Source organism: Sorangium sp. So ce1153 (assembly GCF_051521595.1).
Classification (GTDB): Bacteria; Myxococcota_A; Polyangia; order Polyangiales; family Polyangiaceae; genus Sorangium.
In genome coordinates, this window is record NZ_CP150361.1 from 11,153,613 (window position 1) to 11,171,086 (window position 17,474).

Sequence of the window (17,474 nt, forward strand, 5' to 3'; positions counted from 1 at the left end):
CCGTCGCGAGACGGTATGGCGAAGGTACCAGCGCGCGAGCGAGGTGTGGGGATTTCGCGTCCGGCGCCTTGCTGCCCGTGGGCCCGGCGCCATCCTGAGCGCATGGGGCGTGCTCGTGGATGAGGCGGGCGGCGGGGCGGGCCCGGCGACGGACGCGGCGGCGGGGCCGAGCTTCCTGTGCGACGCGATGCTCGGCGGCCTGTCGCGCTGGCTGCGCGGCGCCGGGTACGACGCGGCGTTCGAGCACGGCATCGACGACGGCGAGCTCGTGCGCCTCGCGCAGCGGACCGGCCGGGTGCTGCTGAGCTCCGACGCCGGGGTATTCGAGCGGCGCCCGCTGCGCACCGCGGCGGTGCGCGGGCTCTACGTGCCCCGCGGGCTCCGGCCGATGGAGCAGGCGGGCTTCGTGCTGCGGGAGCTCGGGCTGCCCGTGCGGGATCCGCGCTGCATGGCGTGCGGCGGCGCGCTCGCGGCCGCGCCGAAGGACACCTTGCGAGGCGCGGTGCCGGCGCTGGTGGTGGAGCGCTACGACGAGTTCTGGCGGTGCGAGCGCTGCGGCAAGGTCCTGTGGAAGGGCAGCCACTGGGAGGGCATCGTCGCCGGCGTGGCCACCGCGGCGGCGGGCGCGGCGGGCGCGGGCGTCGGCGTGGACGCGGGCGCCACGGCGCTTGCGCCAGCGCCAGGCGGCCGGAAGCCCTCACCGTGAGGCGCGCTCCCGGCCAGCGGCCGACCGGCTCGGCCGCCCGACGTTACAGGCACGTATTGTCGACGATCACCCCGGTCACCTGGACGTGCTCGGTCCCCGGCTCGCCCTCGAGCGCGACGGTGAGGTCCATGTCGATGACGCACGGAATCCCGGTGTCCGGCTCGGACTCCCACGACATCGTGCCGGTGGCGCCGGTCACGACATAGAGCCCATCGTCGCTCGGCCTGCGCCCCGCGGTGCAATCGCGCATCTGCCCGGTGAGCCACACATCCAGCAGGGCCCAGTGCTCCGGGAGCGCGACGCCGGTGAAGCGCGGACCGCTCTCGGCCGGCCAGGCGAGGGAGAGCGTCAGGCACCGATTCGCCTCCAGATCGGCGCTGTGCACGAAGACGCGGTCACGCTCGCCGATCTCGTAGTCCGCGCTGGTGCACGACGCGTCCTTCGACGCGTTCACCCCGGCCGCGTGGGCCAGGCACTCGTTGCAATACAGGCGCTGATCGCACCCGCAGACGCCCGGGCACTCCTCGGGGCAATCCTGGGGCCTCGGCCTCGCGGCGCACTCGCCGAGCGCCTCTCCGGCGCACGCGTCGGCCGCCTCGCCCCTATCGCAGTACTGCGCCTCGCCGCAGCTCTCCCCCTCCCCCCCGCAGGCGACCGGCCCTCCGCCGCCGCTCCCACCCCCGCCGGTCGAGCTGGCGTCGCCCTCGCCGCCGGCCCCGCCGCCCCCGGGCTGCGGCTCGACGGCAGCGTCGCCGCAGGCGGCGATGAAGAGTCCGAGGAGCGCTGAGCCAAGGAGTTCGCGGTTCATCGGCCGACTATGCCATGACCGGTCGCCGGAGAGGAGCGGCTCTGGCCGCCTCGTCCGGTGGGGGCGGAGCCGGGCGCAGGCGGCTCGCGAGCTCGGCTGGAAGCGGCGCGCCGGCCCGCGGCGGAGTCGCTCGACCGCCGCGGCGCCACGCCCCCGCGCCGCCTGCGGCGCGTTGACCGGCCGCCGCCCTCGGCGCGTTGACCGGCCGCCGCCCGCGGCGCGTTGACCGGCGTGGGCGGAGCTGGTAGCCACCATGGCCGGGCCGCCGCGCGTTCGCGCTGCGCGCGGCCCCGGCGCCGACACGCTCCTGGAGGTCCACGCATGTTCCGCAAGACGCTCGCCGCTGCTCTCCCGCTCGCGCTCGCGCTCTCCGCGGTGGCGCGCGAGGGCGCCGCGTCGAATTACCCGCCGAGCTACGATTACTGCGGGCCCACCACCACGGCGCACGCCGGGCCGTTCGAGATCATCCAGGATCCGGTCCGGAGCGACTCCGCGAAGCTGACCGTGGCTTACCGCGGCTACCTGCGCGACCTGTATCCGGACCACGAGATCAACCTCTATCTCCGGCTGAACGGCAGCGACGCGTTCCTCCCGGCGAGCGCGGGCGCGCACGGCGACGCCTACGTCCTCGTCAGCAACGCGCCCCGCGACTGCCGGTGGTGCTCGCCGCCGCCCGACGCCTCGGGCCAGCGCATCTGCGGCGGCGCGCCGCTCCCGCCCACCTCGAGCGGCACCTGGGTGTGCAACGAGCCGACCGCGACCGAGGAGGACCTCTTCCTCTGGGCCTACGATCAATACGGCCACATGAACGCCTGGGACATCGAGGTGGCCGCCGAGTCCCACGGCGCGTGGGACAGCAACCTCGGGTCGAACTACGCGGCGCGCTTCGAGGCGCGCTCGAGCTGTTTCTGAGCGCCCCGCGCGGGCGGCGGCGGGAGGCACGCACATGGCAGAGTCGTTGAACAAGGAGAAGGCGCGGCGCGCGGCCGCGCACCCGGACAGGCCTGGAGAGAAGTGCCGGGCCGAGCCCGGCGCCTTCCGGCCCGTGGTGGACCGGAACCGGTGCGAGGCGAAGGGCGATTGCGTCGAGGTGTGCCCCTATCAGGTCTTCGAGATCGCCCGCATCGCGAGCGCCGATTTCGATGCCCTGTCGCTGCGCGGCAAGCTCAAGTCGCTCGTCCACGGCCGGAAGACGGCGATGACGCCGAACGCGGCGCAGTGCCAGGCGTGCGGCCTCTGCGTCGTCGCCTGCCCGGAGGAGGCGATCCAGCTCGTGGCGGCGCCGCAGGCGGGGTGAGCGCAGGCGGCCCGCGGGCGCACGCCGCCTGCCCGCCTGGGCTCAGGGCGCCGGCGGGTACCCGGGCCGACGCTTGCAGGGCCTGACGCCGCCCGGCAAGGGTCGCGCGGGCGGCTCAAGCGACGCTGCGCGCGGGCCCGGACGCGGGCGCGGCGCTGTACGTGGCGCGGTAGCGCCCGTACCGCTCGACGAGCTCACAGGTGGTCTTGGGCATCGGCACGCGCGCGCGGGTGATGTACGAGATCACGTTCTTGCCGCGGACGATGAGCTCCACGCCCCGCGCCGCCTGCTCCCGCTCGGCGGGCGAGGCGTCCGGGCCGAGCTGCGGCTGGAAGGCGGCGAGCTTCTCCGCGGACACGACGAAGGAAGTCCATACCTCGAAGATGTCGGGGTCGGTGCGGAGCGTCTCGCACTTGACCTTGGCCGCGTGCGCGAACTCGCGGGCCAGGCGGTCCATCCCGGCGAACATCGGCGCGCCGCCGAAGGTGGAGATCATCTCGTCACGGATGCCGTCGATCGCCCTCATGCTCTGCGCGATCTTCACATACCGGCTGTTGTAGAACGCCTCGACGGGGAAGGAGAACGCCTTGAACGGCTCTCCCCAGAGCTCGTCGAGCCCCTCCTCCCCGCTGCGATGGAGCACCATCTTCCCGAGCGTCAGCGCCTCGAGCAGGTGCTCTCCGCACTCGCGCATGAGGGCGTTGTCGGGCTCGATGGTGACGCCGAGCTCCTGGATCTCCACGAGCTTCGTGAAGATATCCGCCGCCCGATTGAAGATCGCGCCCGCGAGCATCGCGCCCTTCACGCGCTTTCTTTGCGGATCGGCCTCGGACTCGAAGGCGCGCCGCGCCTCGTCCAGCCGCCTGCCGGGGACGTTGATGCCGTGCTCGACGTGGTTGAAGAGGCGCCGCGTCAGCGCCTCGATGAGGCGCTTCTTCGCGAGCAGCGTATCGGCCGGCGCCTCGTACGCCTTGATCCAGTAGCCGTAGTAATAGACCCGCAGCTGGCCGTCGATGATCTGTTTCTTCCCGAGCGGTATCGCGCTGTCCATCGCCCGCCTCCGATCGGCTGCCAGGCGGCGCCCCTGCGCGAGAGAAACGCGAGGGATGCGCGCCCTTGCGCTATGCGCGTAGCATGGGCCCGAGGCGGCCCGCAAGGCGCGCGCACCGCGAGACAGCCGCGTTCACGGCCGGAAACCGGGACTTAACCGACAGGAAAGACATCGGCTCGCGAGGTCGTCGCCGCGGCCGGGCGCTGGCCGCGATGGCCCGGCGCGCGGCGCGCGGCGCGCGGCGCGCGGACAGCGAGAGGAGCGCGCGAACCAGGAGCTCACCACGCCGTCACCGTCGCGCACCGTCGTGCGCGCCCGCGCGCGCCCATGCCCGACGCTTACTGTACGCTGCACCCCTCGAGCTCGGCCATCATGCGCCAGAAGACGCGGGCCTTGTGCTCGCAGCTCTCCTGCGTCGTGTGCGTGTACTCATACTCCGAGTTGCCGGACGTATCCACGTCGTAATGCGGGTGCTCCATCGGGATCTCGACCCCGTCCACCTGCACGGTGTGCCGCTCGCCGTTCCAGTGGGCGTCGAGGTCCTCGAAGTCGTAGAGGATCTTCCCGTGGTCGCGGCAGAAGTCGCGGATCTGCTGGTTGCGCTTCGCGCGGTTCACGCCGTTGTATTCCTCGTCCCCGGGGCCGGTCATGTAGATGAACGTGACCTCCGGGAACTCCTGCCCGAGCGCGTCGAGCGTGTCCAGGTAGAGCTGCACGCTCTCCTCGGTCTGCTCGGAGATCTCGAACGACCACGCCCACATCGAGTACCGGATCTCCGGGTGATCGCGCAGGATGGCGCGCAGCTCGCCCACCCCGGCCCCCGTCGCCCAGTACTGATCGCCCTCGACGAGGTTGGTGTCGAGCATCCCGTCCCACATCCGGAAGACGCCGGTCTCGGCGGGGGCGTCGCAATACTCTGCCTCGAAGCCGTGAGCAGGGCTCTGCGCCTCGATGCTCTCGGCGCCGACGATGATCTGCGAGCCGTGCGAGCGATGGGCGTAATGAAAGAGGAAGTCCCCCGACTTGAGCGCGTCGACACAGCTCCCCGGAATTTGCTCGAGCGTCCCGTGCCGGTGGTCGAAGGTCCGCGCGTTCGCGGGATCGGGGTTGGGATCGCCGCCCGTGCCCGTGGTCGGCGTGCTGCCCGTGCCGGTGGTCGATGGGCTGCCCGTGCCCGTGGTCGCTCCTCCGCCCGTGGTCGCTCCTCCGCCCGTGCCGGTGGTCGATGGGCTGCCCGTGCCCGTGGTCGCTCCGCCGCCCGTGCCGGCGGTCGACCCGCCCGCGCCCGTGCCGCCCGCGTCGCTGTCGCCGCCGCACGCCGCGCCGCCAAGGACAAGGGCGAGCCCGAGCGCAAAAACACTTGAATGGTGCAAAGATTTTATCATGGCATCATGGATTCTAGGCGGCGGCCAGACGAGCGCAATAGCTCTCTCGGACGGTCTCGTGCTGGCGCGCAGGCGTCGCGCCTCGACCTCGGCGTGGTCGCGCCGCGACCTCCGCGGAGCGGCCACGCCGGCGTGCTGCATTGCGCCAGCGCGGCATCGGCCTGCCGGCCGCGGAGGTCGGGACCTGCATCGCTGCATCGAGGGCCCCCCCTCGCCCCGGATCTCGCGCTCGCCCCGCCTCGAGAGCTCCACAGCGGCGAACGGCCGCCTCGGACGGCGCGGACGCACGCAGTCCAGCGAGCGCGACGGAAGCAGCGCCTGAGTCGATCGGGTCTCCCCCGACTGCCCGGCTCGGGGTCGCGCCGGAGCACCGCTCCCGCTCCCGGCGCTCGCTCAACGTGCCAGTCACCGCGCCGCTGTGTGGAGCGCAATGGTGCCCGGAACGTCGCGCGCGCAAGGACAATCTCTCTACATCTCCCGGCTCATCATGGCCTGAACCTTTCCTATCCTGTACCCTCATCCCACTTCCCTTGGCGCTCAGGAGGAAGCCATCGCCATGCATCACGCCCCGGATTCCGTCGTAGGTGGGAAGTACCGTCTTGAGCGTCCGCTCTCGCGCGGCGGGATGGGCTCGGTGTGGGTGGCGCGGCACGTCAACCTGGGCTCGCTCGTCGCGGTCAAGTTCATGGCCCCGACGTATGCGGCGTCATCCACGTTCCTGGCCCGCTTCGAGCGCGAGGCCAGGATCGCGGCGAGCCTGCAGAGTCCACACGTCGTTTACGTTCAGGACTATGGCATCGACGACGACACCCCGTACCTCGTGATGGAGCTGCTCCAGGGCGAGGATCTGGGCACGCGCCTCGAGCGCGTCGGCCGCCTCTCCCTCGCGGACGCCGCGCTGCTCCTGATGCAGGCGGGCAAGGCGATCCGCCGGGCGCACGACGCCGGCCTCGTTCACCGCGATCTCAAGCCCGCCAATCTCTTCCTCGTGCGCGTGGAGGAGGAGCAGGACGAGATCGTCAAGGTCCTCGATTTCGGGATCGTCAAGGAGACCGGCGCCCACCTCAAGGACGAGGTGACGCGCACCGGCGAGCTGCTCGGCTCGCCCCACTACATGAGCCCCGAGCAGGTCCGGGGCGAAAAGGACATCGACCAGCGCAGCGATCTCTGGTCGCTCGGCGTCATCCTCTTCTGCGCCGTCACCGGCGAGCTGCCCTTCCAGGGCGATCAGCTCGGCGCCGTGATCGCGAACATCCTTGTCGCGCCGCTGCCGAGCGCGTCTCAGCTCGCGCCCGAACTCCCGCCGGGGACCGACGCGTTCTTCGCGCGGGCGCTGGCGCGCGACCGGGCGCAGCGCTTCCAGTCGATCGGGGAGATGCTCGGCGAGCTCCGCCGGCTCGCGGGCATGGCGTCGCCGTCGATCCCGGACCTTCAGCTGTCGTCGGGCAACCCGACCTCGTCCCGGCCGAAGTTCAGCGGGACGATACCGCTGCACGCCGTGGAGGTCAGCGCGCCGGCGGCGGCGCCGCGCTCGGCGAGGCCCGGGACCCTGACCGGCGCCGGGTCGACGGCGCAGGAGGCCGTGCCGCAGAGGCCTTCGCGCGCGCTGCTGGCGCTCGCCGTCGCGGCGACGGTGCTCCTCGCCGCCGGCATCACCGCCACCGTGAGCCGGGGCAGCGCGCCCGACGAGGATCGCCAGCGCCGCGCGGAGGTCGCCCCGGCAGAGCCGCACGCCCCGGAGCGGACCGCGGGCGGGCCGCCGGCAGCGCCGCAGGCGCTGGCTGAGCCTCCGCCGAGCGTGACGCCGGGGGACCCGTCCCCGCCCGCGCCTCCGCCCAGCGTGCCCCCCGGGGCGCCGACCGCAGCAGCGGTGGGCTCGGCGGCGAAGGGGCCCGCAGACAGGAAGGCGCGGCCGTCGCCGCCGGCCATGACGACGCGGCCTCCGGCGATCCTCCGGCCCAGGGCGGCGAGCACGGCGGTCGCTGACCCCGCAGCGAAGCCTCCCGCTCCACCGGCGGAAGAGCCCGAGGTCGACCGCGTCCCGATCCCGGAAGTGCCATTCTGATTCTGCGCGCCAGCGCTCCGACCATCGATCGCCGGCGCCGGCTTCTGCGCCGCTCCTCGGCACCGGCAGCACGACCTGCGTTATCGTGAGCCCCACGAGCTGGCCTGAAGCCCGCACGATCCTCGGCTGGCCAGCGCAGCCCCGATGAGAAATCCCCTCCGATTGCGAGCCATCCACCGACACCTTGCCCTCGGCGTCGCCGCCGTGTGCCTCGCGCCGGGCTGCCGCTGCGGCGCGACCGAGCCGACCCCCCAGGTCGAGCCGCCCGCCGCGTCGCGCGCCGCCGCGCCAGCGCCCTCCGCGAGCAGCGTCGCGCCGCCGGCCTCGCCGGCTCCGTCGGCCCCGCCAGCGTCGAGCGCGCGGCCGCTCACCGAAAAGGAGCAGCAGGCGCTCGCGACGTACAAGGCCGCCCTGGCGAGGGGCCGGCTCGCGACCCAGCGGCGGGACTTCAGGGCGGCGATCCAGGCGTTCACCGAGGCCCTCGCGGCGGCTCCGACCGACGCGCGGGCGGTCGCGGAGCGGGGCTTCGCGCACCTGACCGCCGGCGACAGCGACGCGGCGAGGAACGACTTCAGCGCGGCGCTCACGAGCGCGGGCGACCCCGAGCTCCGGTCGCAGATATGGTACAATCTCGGGCTCTTGCGCGATGAGGCCGGGGACGCCGAGGGCGCCCGGGTCGCCTACGCCAACGCGCACCAGCTCAGACCGTCGCAGGCGACGCGCAGCAAGCTCGCCGGCAGGTCGAGCTGCGCGGTGGAGATCCGCAGCGCTGGCCTCGAGGACGCCGACCTCGTGAAGAGCTGGACCGAGCTTCTGAAGAGGGTCGGCCCCGGCGACGAGGAGGGGGCCAGCGACGCGACGAGCGAGGCCGCGGCGAGCGCGCGCCTGTGCGGTCCCGAGCTGAAGCGGCAGATCGACGGCCCGTGCGCGGGCGCTCCGCCGTGGATCTTCCAGCGCGACTACATGACGTACGTCTACCACCAGAATTATGTGGTCTTCCCTCGCGAGCCGGAGGGGTTCGTGGTCGCGGAAGGCGGCTATTCGGGCGGCTGGCCCGCGCGCTGCCACGGGAGCCGCGGTGTGGCCGGCTCGGTTCAGGGAGACCTGCTCGTGGTGGACGTCACCTTCGACGGCGCAGGCGCCGCCTTCGATGGAGAGGTCAACGACGAGGGCCGGTGCCGGGACGGGGTGAGCTACCGCGAGCAGACGTTCTATGACACGCGCGCAGGCCGCGCGGTCGTGGCGCTGCGCTGGCCGGCCGCGAGCGAGGCCAAGGTGGCGGTGGAGGGCGGCCATGTGGTGGTCTCGGGCGCCGGGTGCAACGAGCGATTCCGGCTCGACGCCGGCGCAAAGTAGAGCCCTCGCGGCCTGCGCGGCGCGGCCCGCTCCCGCGGCTGCCCCGGCCTGTCGTGACGGCAATGCCGGGGAAGGCGGCGATGGCGGGGAAATGGCTGGGAAGAAGAACGAAGAACCCGCCGCGCGGGCCAGATGACATCCCAGGACACCTCCGCCGCCATCTCGACTCCCAGGCGTCGTCAAACCGCCATACGAGGGTTACCCTGTCCGGATCACCTCGCTTGCCTCTGGCGACGAGCGTAGTTTGGCTCCGTGCGATCGCCCCTCGGCGCGCTCGTCGCGCTCTCGCTGCTCTCTTGCCAGCCGGTCTCGCCTCCCCCTCCCCGCGCGTCGCCGCTGTCCTCCTGTGACCGACGAGTCCGAGGAAGCGCTCGTCTGCCGGGCGTTCACCCCCGGCGCAGGAGACCTCTACGTGATCGCGAAGCCGGGGAGCTTCTCCGACCCCGACTACACGCCAGGGCGCGGCTCGAGCCACGGGACGCTTTACCTCTACGACCGCTCCGTCCCCATCCTCGCGCGCGCGCCCGGGAAGATCGCGAAGGGGCGCACGCTCGAGGGCCCGCTCTCGTTCGCGACGTTCACCCGGACTGCCGCCGCGCTCCTCGGCGTCACGCCGCCGGCGCAGGCGATGGAAGGCGACGCTCTCACCGCGCCCGCCGCGCCTCCCTGAGCGCGCGGCGGAGATCGACGCGATCGAGCTGCGCGTGGCGGTGCTCTTCGGCGGGGATCCGGGCGACGACCGGACCGCCCTGGAAGAGCATCGAGGTGGGGACGCCCCTCACGGCGTATTCCGCGGATAGGTTCGGTGATCCGAAGCGCGTCGTGCGCGCTCGCCGACGCACGAACGGAGAGCGGGGAGTCGGCGGTCGTCGCCTCCTCGAACTCCAGCGCTGTCGAGCATCGCTGGCCTGGGCAGTGGCAGCACTTGCATATCCGCTGATGGCAGATATCAGTGGGATAGTAACACGTGTGTCCGCCCCGACGACGGAGTATACTTGTAGAGCATAGCGATGTCGTCCTGTCCGTCACCGTTGTAGTCGCCACTTACCATCCGCTCAGCGAAAGCGTCGGCGCTGTAGCCGCTGCCACTATGCCACCACCCCAGTTCGCCTTGGAAGGCGAACGAAACTCCGGTGGAAAGAAGCACATGTGCTCGTCCCCACGATGGATCGTACTTGTAAAACATGACGATGTCGTCGCGGCCGTCACCATTGTAGTCACCGCTCACCACGCGTCCAGCGACGGCGTCGGCGCTGTAGCCATCGGCGCTGTAGCCATTGGCGCTGTCCCACCAACCCACATCGCCTTGATACTGGAAGGAGACTCCAGTGGACAGAAGAACATGGACACGCGCCCAAGATGGGCTGTACTTGTAGAGCATGGCGATGTCATCGCGACCATCGCCATTGTAGTCGCCGCTCACCATCCGCCCGGTGACGGCGTCGGCGCTGTAGCCGCCGCCGCTGTTCCACCAGCCAAGGTCGCCCTGGTACTGGAAGGAGGCTCCCGTGGAGAGGAGGACATGGACGCGCCCCGACGACGAGGTGTACTTGTAGAACATGGCGATGTCATCGCGACCATCGCCATTGTAGTCGCCGCTCACCATCCGCCCGGTGACGGCGTCGGCGCTGTAGCCGCCGCCGCTGTTCCACCAGCCAAGGTCGCCCTGGTACTGGAAGGAGGCTCCCGTGGAGAGGAGGACATGGACGCGCCCCGACGACGAGGTGTACTTGTAGAACATGGCGATGTCATCACGACCATCGCCATTGTAGTCGCCGCTCACCATCCGCCCGGCGACGGCGTCGGCGCTGTAGCCGCCGCCGCTGTTCCACCAGCCAGGGTCGCCCTGGTACTGGAAGGAGGCTCCCGTGGAGAGGAGGACATGGACGCGCCCCGGCGACGAGGTGTACTTGTAGAACATGGCGATGTCATCACGACCATCGCCATCGTAGTCGCCGCTCACCATCCGCCCGGTGACGGCGTCGGCGCTGTAGCCGCCGCCGCTGTTCCACCAGCCAAGGTCGCCCTGGTATTCGAATCTGTCATTGGTGCTAGCATACTGGAGCGGGTACAGGCTGTTTATTCCAGTTCTATCCATGTTCGTGATCAGAAGGTCACCTGTGTTTGCAGCTCCAGGGCACCATGGATAATGCATGACCGAGGAGGCATCGTAACCTGTGACCGCTCGCCAATTGGTGTCTTCGCTGCACCAGGTAGGCGTTGCCCGAACATGTTCGTGACGAAGGCCAAGGATGTGCCCGAGCTCGTGACGAAAAACGCCAGCAGAGGTAACGGCACCGTAGGCCGGGCTCGTATCGAGGTCATCAAAATCGATCACCAAGGTACGTGCCACACAACCAGAACCTGAGGGAAAAAAGGCACATGCTCCGCCGCTGTCCCAGGGGCGCACCGCAAACCCGACGTTCGGATTTGCGTTATTGCAATTCGAGTCTTGCGTGCCAATGTAGCGAAACGCATAGCCACCCCAGGCTTCCCAGTCGAGAGTGGCTGCGGCCATCTCGCTCACTGCGCGTTGATGATCGGCACCAAACTCCAGGCTCACGCAGTACGACAAGTCCGCGGCCTGCGCCGGGGGCCAGAGGTCATCCTGTCCGTTCCATTGGTTCACTGTGCTTGCTTGGCGAGATGCGCCGACTTCCTCCTCGCTCCCCTGCGGCGAAAAAGACTCAACAATTCGCTCATATTCGGCTTTCAGCTCTTCAAGTGATACCGCGGTGTCACCGTGTATAACGTAGATGGCTTGGCCTTCAAATTCCTTGGTGGCAGCGGCCCTGTACTCTTCCCAACTTGGAGCCGAAGTCGGCCCTTCCGGTGCGCATGACGCAATCCATAATACCGCAGCGCAGAGCCCGGAAGAAATGCGGCGATGGCGAATCGTTGCCATGACGGTGCGTTCCTTTCATCAAGATCATGTGTCCAAGGTGCATACTTGCGTTACCTGAAATGCACGCGATCAAGGATCCGCCGTACCTCCCTCCACGGACGTTCTTATGGATCAGCACTGCGCCGCAAGGCGCAGTTGCTGTCCAGCGCCATAGGTAGATCCGTCTAGCTCCGGCGGCAGTGGCCGCCTTCCCGGGGGGTCGGGGGCGCCTGGAGGGGCGCGGCGGACGCACTTTGACCGGACTTCAAGTCGCCGCGGCGCCCATCCGGCACGCAGGGTGCGAACCGCACTGTGCGTGCCGGCGAGCGGAAACCAGACGTCCTTGTGTGGACGGGTGCAGCGAGGGAGCGGTCCTGCGTGCGCGCGCGACGCGCGTCAGTGGCTGACGGTGAGGGGGACGTCCGGATCCGACGTGTTCTCCACGGAAACGGGCGCTCCCCAGAACCATTGAAAGACGCAGGTTCGGTTGTAAGGATAGACGCCGAATTCCTGTTCGACCTGGTTCATGTACGCTGTCCCGAGCACGCTTGTATTGTTCACGATGCAGATCTTGGTTTCGCCGAGGAGGTATGTTCCGCAGCGGACCACATCCCCCTTATAGATCGTCGCACCGCACGAGAACGTCAACGCCTCGCTTGCGGCGCCGATCTGCTCGCCATCCGCAGACGCCAGAGGATCCGACGGACGCTCCCCACCCGACGCATCGAACGCCTTCAGATCCCCGTAGAGCGCGTTCGCCAGCGCGACGGCGCGCGCGGAGCCGCCGTCAGTGACGACGCCGTCGGCCGTCAAGGTGAGCGCCTCGCGGGTGGCCTCCGTGTCGACCTCCACGAGCAGCCTGGCGCCTCGCTCGAGGCTCTCGGGCTGGATCGTGAGGGTCGCGACCGGCGCCTCGGCGTCGTCCAGCCCGACGAAGGTCCGCGCGTCGCCGGTGCCGGAAACGGACCAGGAAGCGATGTGAAGCGCGTCGTGCGTGCTCGCCGACGCACGAACGGAGAGCGGGGAGTCGGCGGTCGTCGCCTCCTCGATCTCCAGCTCGGTCGAGGACGGCGTTGCGCAGGCGATCATGAGGCTTGTGAGAGCGGGCAGAACATAGAACAAGCGCGTTTTCATGAGCAGCTCCTTCATGGATACGATGCGCGCGATGCGAGGCTCTCTGATGTCAGCGAGCCTCATCGGCGCGGGGTGGTGTCAGCAACCGAGACGCCGATTGCACATCTCGCGAGGCCCCGCCGCGGCGGGGCTCCGGAGAGCGCGAACCGACGGCTATGGGGCGCCCGCCGCGACGAGGCTCGACGTCGGGGACGATGCCCGGACGCCAAAAGACCAATCGTTACGGGCAGTTATCGAATACAAAAAAGAATCTCTGTCGTCCTCGGCGCAGGTCCGTCGCCTCATTCGGATCGACATGCGGACCTCTGACACCAGCCCGCTTGAAGCGCTGTCGCCCCTCGCGTACCTTGCCGAGCGCATGGCGGGCAGGCGGGCGGTACAGGACGGCGAACGACCCCAGGATCCGCTCCACGCAGCGCTCGACCGGGGCGACCACCGCGCAGCGCTCCGCGCGCTCATGGCGGAGCACGGCGCGGCCGTGTACGGCTACTGCACGCGCGTGCTCGGCGACGCCACCCTCGGCGCCGACGTCCACCAGCAGGTGTTCGAGGAGGCGTACCGCGACCTCGGCAAGCTCCTGCGCCCGGAGCACGCCCGGTCGTGGCTCTTCGGGATCGCGAACCACCGGTGCCTGGACGCCATCAAGGCGCGACGCCGCCGGGAGAAGCGCTTCGTCGGCGACGACGACGAGGCGCTCGCCGACGTCGCAGACGAGCCGCGGGACCTCACCGAGCGCGTCGACGCACCGACGGTGGCGACGGCCCTCTCCGCGTGCCTCCGCGAGCTCTCGGCCGAGTCGAGGATGGCCGTGCTCCTCCGGTTCCAGGAGGGGATGACCTACGAGGACATGGGCCGCATGTGCCGCGAGAAATCGACGACGCTGCAAGCGCGGGTGACGCGCGCGCTGCCGCTCCTGCGCCGCTGCCTCGAGGGGAAGGGCATCGAGCCATGAGCCGGCCGGGCTGCGACCGATCCGAGCACGAGAGGGTCGCCCGCTGGGACGACAGAGCGCCTCCGGACGCTCATGAGCTCGGGTGCGACGAATGCCAAGAGGCCCGCGCTCGCTACGATCGCATTGCCGAGATGCTCGTGAGATTGCCCGCGCTCGCTCCTCCCGCGGGGTGGGAGGAGCGCGTGCTCGCTCGCGTCGACCGCGTCGCTCCCCCTGCTGCACCCGCGAGGCGTCTCCCGGCGCGCTGGACGTGGGCGCTCGCGGCCGCGCTCCTCCTGGTCGCCGCGGTGGTGATCCTGCGGCGGCCGCCCGAGGAGCGGCTCGCGCTGCGCCAGGAGGTGATCCCGGCGGCGTCGGGCCGTCGCGCCGACTCGGCGGTCGTCGGCGATCGCCTCGAGCTGCGGGCTTCACCCGGCGGCGCCGCGCACGCGGAGCTCCGCGTCTACAGGGGAGAGCGGGAGCTCGTGCTGCGGTGTCCGGGGGACCGTCGGTGTCGCGCCGCCGGCGGGGCGATCGAGGCGGATCTGACGCTCACGTCGAGGGGGAGCTACCGCGCGCTGCTGCTCGCGGCGGACGCGCCGCTGGGGGCGCCGGCAGGGTCGCTCGACGAGGACGCCCGAGCGGCCCGCGCGCTCGGCGGGCGCGTCGACGTGGGCCTGGCGGTCGACGTGGAGTGAGCGGTGCTCCACGGGTGCGGAGCACGTTCGCCAGGACGAACGCGGAGGAAGCCCCAATCAGGGGTAGAGGTCGTACACATTGTTCACGTCGAATGGCACGTCCGGCGCGCCGGGCCTGCTCCCTGGAGGCGGTGGAGGCGGGGGGTCCTCTGAGCTCGGGACTAACCCGGCGATATCCCAAAGGGAGAGCGAGAAGTCGATGTAGGCCCCGCGCAACGGTTTTTCACCGGCCGCCCTCAGGGCTTTGAGATCCCTGATGATCTGGTTCGAAAAATACAGCTCGTAGACATGGCCGGCGTTCAAATCGAGGGTTCCGCGGCCCTGCTTGACCTTGAGAGGCGGCTTGGCGATCGCATTTCCATGTAGATCGACGCCGCGAATGGCGACCTGAACCCACCGCTGGCCTGCGGTGAAACTCAGCTCCGTGGGCTGCGACGACCGTGGCATGACGTAGTATCGTGCATAGTTCATGCTCGTCTCCTCATTTGCGTGGTGCGCGGAGCGGCGCTTGCCTCCACGATCCGTATCACGCGTACCGCCAACGATAGATGTCGGATCGGGCGTGCGGCCAAAATCTCGACGCGCTCACCTCGGAAGGCGCTGCACGGGGCGCAGGATCGACCCGGGGGGCTGCCGAGTTCGCTGAAAACCAAGCGATTCCGGATATTTGGCAGGATTGCGACCACAGCGGTGTCGTGCTTCGCCCAGGTACGTCGCCTCATCACTCATGCCAGGGCGCCGCGACGCTGTACGCCACGAACGAGGCCCAGCGCCGGGGAGGGACCGAGCGCGCCAGCTCGCGCTGCGCGGCCGCGAGCGCGCGCACGGGATCATCGGTCACCCCATTGCGGTAGAGGCTCGTCACCACCGCGCGCGCGTCGGCGTCGTCCACCGAGCCGAGCGTCGCGATGACGGCGCCGCTGCCGTTGGCCAGGAACGCCGCGGCGAGCGAGCCCCACATCTCCTCGTGGCGCGTCGAGGCCGAAGAGCAGCTCGCGAGCACCACCACGTCGGCGCGCACGTTCGACGCGAGCACGTCGCGCGCGGTCCACCGCCCGTCGTGGAGGCGCAGCCACGCCCCGCTGGCGTCGATCCCGGCGTGCGTGGCCACGTGGAGCACGCGGCGCGACGGAGCCGCCAGGAGCCGCTCCTGCGTCGCGTCGGCCAGGGTGAGCGGCGCGACGCCAAGGAGGCGCCCGACCTGCGCCGCCTCCTCGCGCGCAGCCGGGAGGGTGCCGTCGGCGTCCGCGAGCACCAGCGCCCCGTCGGACCGGGCGGATACCGTGCTCGCCGCGAGGGCGCGCAGGCTGGGCGCGAGCGCGACGGGACGCTCGTCCACGAGCCGGCGAGACCCACGCCGGAGCGCCGCATAGGGAACGGAAAGGAAGCGCCCGGTCGGAACGACGTACAGGAGATCGTCGCCCGCGGCGACGCGCTCGGGGATCAGGAGCGCCCCGAGCTCCCCGGCGGCCGCTTCGTCGTCGGGATCGGCCGCGAGCCGCTCTGCGAGCGCTCGCGCTGGCGCCGCGTCGCCGTGGTCGGCGAGCGCGAACTCCCCGCCCCGGCCGCGGTGCACGACCCACAGGCTGCCCTGCGCCTCGACGTGCACCAGGATCTCGCGCTCGCCGAGGCGCGGTCCGAGCTCGGAGTTCACCGCCTCCTTGCGGAGCCCGCGCCATAGCGCGCCGATCGCGTCGGCGTGCGCGAGCGCATCGCCAGCGGCGCCCTCCGCGCGCACGAGGGAGTCGAGGAACGAGCGCGCGGTGAACGCCTCGAGCGCCTCGAGCGCCTCGGGGGTCCGGCCGGCACGGGCGAGCATGGCGAAGAGCGCTTCGTACGGCGCGCGCCGGCGCCGCAAGACCCACGACTGGAGCTCCGTCAGGTCGACCGCATCGCGCATGCGCTCGACGACAGCAATGGACGTCCGGTATGCGCGCTCCGCCCCCGCCATGTCGCCTGTGCGCTCGGCAATGCGGCCACGCTCGTACGCGACGTCCCACGCCCATTCGTCGCTCCCGGCCACCGCCGCAGCCTCGTCGAGGAGGCTCGCCGCCTCGACGAGCGCACCGCGATCGGACTCGAGCAGCGCGCGGTTGTAGAGGTAGGCCACATCGCGGGGCGCAAGCAGCTCCGCGATGTGGCCTAGCCCCGCCAGGGCGTCTCCTTCGAGGTGGGCCGTGTAGGCAAGGTTCAGGTGCGCGGCGGCCTCGATGTCGCGGAGCCCTGTCTCGCGCGAGATCGCGAGCGCCTCCTCGAAAGCCTGCCGCGCGAGCGAGAGCCGGCCGGCGTCCCGGTGGAGCATCCCCATCTTCAGCCGGACGTACACGAGATCCCCGCGCGTGGCCGCGAGCGCCGCGTCGGCCTCGCGGAACGCGCCCTCGGCGCCCCGCGCGTCACCGAGCGCTCGCAGCACGTCGCCGCGCATCAGCGCGACGTATCCGATCATGCGCGCGTCGCGGCCTGCCTCTGCGTCGCGCATCGAGGCGTCGAGCTCCGCGAGCGCTTCGCGGTAGCCAGCCCGCCGCCAGTGCGATCCCGCGAGGGCGTAGGCGGCCCGCGCGGCCCTGGGCGACTCGCCCCGCGCGCGGAAGAGCGCGAGCGCCTCCCCGAGCGCCGCGCGCGCCGGCGCCGCGTCCCCGCGGCGATCGAGGACGAGCCCTGTGATCAACAGCGCTTCGGCGCGCATCTCGCCGGCCTCCGCGCGGCGCGCGAGCTCCAGCGCTCCGTCGTCGTCGTCAAGGCTCATCTTCGCCCTCGCCAGGGCGAGGCCGTAGCTCGGCCGTGGATCGCGCGCGTAGCTCGCCTGGCACAGCACCAGCGCCTCGCGCCAGTCGCCCCGCTTCTCGGCCTCATGACAGCGCGACGGCGATCCGGCGCCCGCGTCGTCGGAGACGGCGAGCGTGACGCTGGCCAGCGCCAGATAGCCGAGCGTCGACGCGAGCTTCACCCGATGGATTCTACGCTGTCCTGGTCGGCGGCCCCCAGTTACCGTGGCCGACGCCGCTCCCCGCGCCCCCGCGCGGAACCTGCGACCGGCCGCCACGTCGGTGCGTGGAGCGAGCATTTCGCGGTCACCTGCGCTGCGGAGCCCTCGCGCGTGGCTTTTACGGTTCCATCTCGCTGGGTGCGGTCAAGACCTCCTGGTCGCCCTCTCCTGCG

At 70.9% G+C, this 17,474-nt stretch carries 16 protein-coding genes; 8 read left to right on the forward strand and 8 right to left on the reverse strand.

What is annotated here, in order from left to right:
* Positions 1 to 109 precede the first annotated feature (109 nt).
* Positions 110 to 706, forward strand: coding sequence for a Mut7-C RNAse domain-containing protein (locus WME85_RS40425; RefSeq protein WP_437829016.1), 597 nt, complete (start codon positions 110 to 112; stop codon positions 704 to 706).
* A gap of 43 nt (positions 707 to 749) precedes the next feature.
* Here the strand turns inward: WME85_RS40425 and WME85_RS40430 are convergent, their stop codons facing one another.
* Positions 750 to 1,514 carry a hypothetical protein gene (locus tag WME85_RS40430; RefSeq protein WP_437829018.1) on the reverse strand — a complete coding sequence of 255 codons (765 nt, stop codon included), beginning with the start codon at positions 1,512 to 1,514 and terminating at the stop codon, positions 750 to 752.
* Between the two features lie 321 nt (positions 1,515 to 1,835).
* On the opposite strand from WME85_RS40430, the gene WME85_RS40435 reads away from it, so the two are divergent.
* Complete coding sequence (locus WME85_RS40435) at positions 1,836 to 2,426, forward strand: hypothetical protein (RefSeq protein WP_437829021.1); 591 nt, start codon at positions 1,836 to 1,838, stop codon at positions 2,424 to 2,426.
* Positions 2,427 to 2,460: 34 nt separating this feature from the next.
* Complete coding sequence (locus tag WME85_RS40440) at positions 2,461 to 2,811, forward strand: 4Fe-4S binding protein (protein ID WP_437829024.1); 351 nt, start codon at positions 2,461 to 2,463, stop codon at positions 2,809 to 2,811.
* Between the two features lie 115 nt (positions 2,812 to 2,926).
* Here the strand turns inward: WME85_RS40440 and WME85_RS40445 are convergent, their stop codons facing one another.
* Entirely contained in the window at positions 2,927 to 3,862 is a 936-nt protein-coding gene (locus WME85_RS40445; protein WP_437829027.1) for a hypothetical protein, read from the reverse strand.
* A gap of 338 nt (positions 3,863 to 4,200) precedes the next feature.
* Positions 4,201 to 5,247 (reverse strand): hypothetical protein, encoded by a 1,047-nt coding sequence (locus tag WME85_RS40450; RefSeq protein ID WP_437829030.1) that lies wholly within the window; start codon positions 5,245 to 5,247, stop codon positions 4,201 to 4,203.
* 556 nt (positions 5,248 to 5,803) lie between these two features.
* Between WME85_RS40450 and WME85_RS40455 the strand changes: the two genes are divergently transcribed.
* From WME85_RS40455 to WME85_RS40465, 3 genes are all read left to right on the forward strand, one after another.
* Positions 5,804 to 7,312: a protein kinase domain-containing protein gene (locus tag WME85_RS40455; RefSeq protein WP_437829033.1), complete on the forward strand. Its 1,509-nt coding sequence runs from the start codon at positions 5,804 to 5,806 to the stop codon at positions 7,310 to 7,312.
* A 162-nt stretch (positions 7,313 to 7,474) separates the two neighbouring features.
* Positions 7,475 to 8,668 (forward strand): tetratricopeptide repeat protein, encoded by a 1,194-nt coding sequence (locus tag WME85_RS40460; RefSeq protein ID WP_437829035.1) that lies wholly within the window; start codon positions 7,475 to 7,477, stop codon positions 8,666 to 8,668.
* Positions 8,669 to 9,014: 346 nt separating this feature from the next.
* Positions 9,015 to 9,338: a hypothetical protein gene (locus WME85_RS40465; protein ID WP_437829037.1), complete on the forward strand. Its 324-nt coding sequence runs from the start codon at positions 9,015 to 9,017 to the stop codon at positions 9,336 to 9,338.
* Here WME85_RS40465 and WME85_RS40470 read toward each other — a convergent pair.
* From WME85_RS40470 to WME85_RS40480, 3 genes are all read right to left on the reverse strand, one after another.
* Entirely contained in the window at positions 9,313 to 9,450 is a 138-nt protein-coding gene (locus WME85_RS40470) for a hypothetical protein (protein ID WP_437829040.1), read from the reverse strand. The genes WME85_RS40465 and WME85_RS40470 overlap by 26 nt on opposite strands.
* 167 nt (positions 9,451 to 9,617) lie before the next feature.
* Positions 9,618 to 11,573, reverse strand: a complete 1,956-nt coding sequence (locus WME85_RS40475; RefSeq protein WP_437829042.1) for an FG-GAP-like repeat-containing protein — start codon at positions 11,571 to 11,573, stop codon at positions 9,618 to 9,620.
* Between the two features lie 375 nt (positions 11,574 to 11,948).
* A complete protein-coding gene (locus WME85_RS40480) occupies positions 11,949 to 12,701 on the reverse strand; it encodes a hypothetical protein (RefSeq protein WP_437829045.1) in 753 nt (250 codons plus the stop codon).
* Positions 12,702 to 12,981: 280 nt separating this feature from the next.
* Between WME85_RS40480 and WME85_RS40485 the strand changes: the two genes are divergently transcribed.
* A complete protein-coding gene (locus tag WME85_RS40485) occupies positions 12,982 to 13,638 on the forward strand; it encodes an RNA polymerase sigma factor (protein WP_437829047.1) in 657 nt (218 codons plus the stop codon).
* A 131-nt stretch (positions 13,639 to 13,769) separates the two neighbouring features.
* Positions 13,770 to 14,315 (forward strand): hypothetical protein, encoded by a 546-nt coding sequence (locus WME85_RS40490; protein ID WP_437829049.1) that lies wholly within the window; start codon positions 13,770 to 13,772, stop codon positions 14,313 to 14,315.
* A 57-nt stretch (positions 14,316 to 14,372) separates the two neighbouring features.
* On the opposite strand, the gene WME85_RS40495 is transcribed toward WME85_RS40490, so the two are convergent.
* On the reverse strand, positions 14,373 to 14,786 hold the full coding sequence (locus WME85_RS40495; RefSeq protein ID WP_437829051.1) for a hypothetical protein: 414 nt from the start codon (positions 14,784 to 14,786) through the stop codon (positions 14,373 to 14,375).
* Positions 14,787 to 15,036: 250 nt separating this feature from the next.
* Positions 15,037 to 17,262: a CHAT domain-containing protein gene (locus WME85_RS40500; RefSeq protein ID WP_437829053.1), complete on the reverse strand. Its 2,226-nt coding sequence runs from the start codon at positions 17,260 to 17,262 to the stop codon at positions 15,037 to 15,039.
* Positions 17,263 to 17,474: the final 212 nt, after the last annotated feature.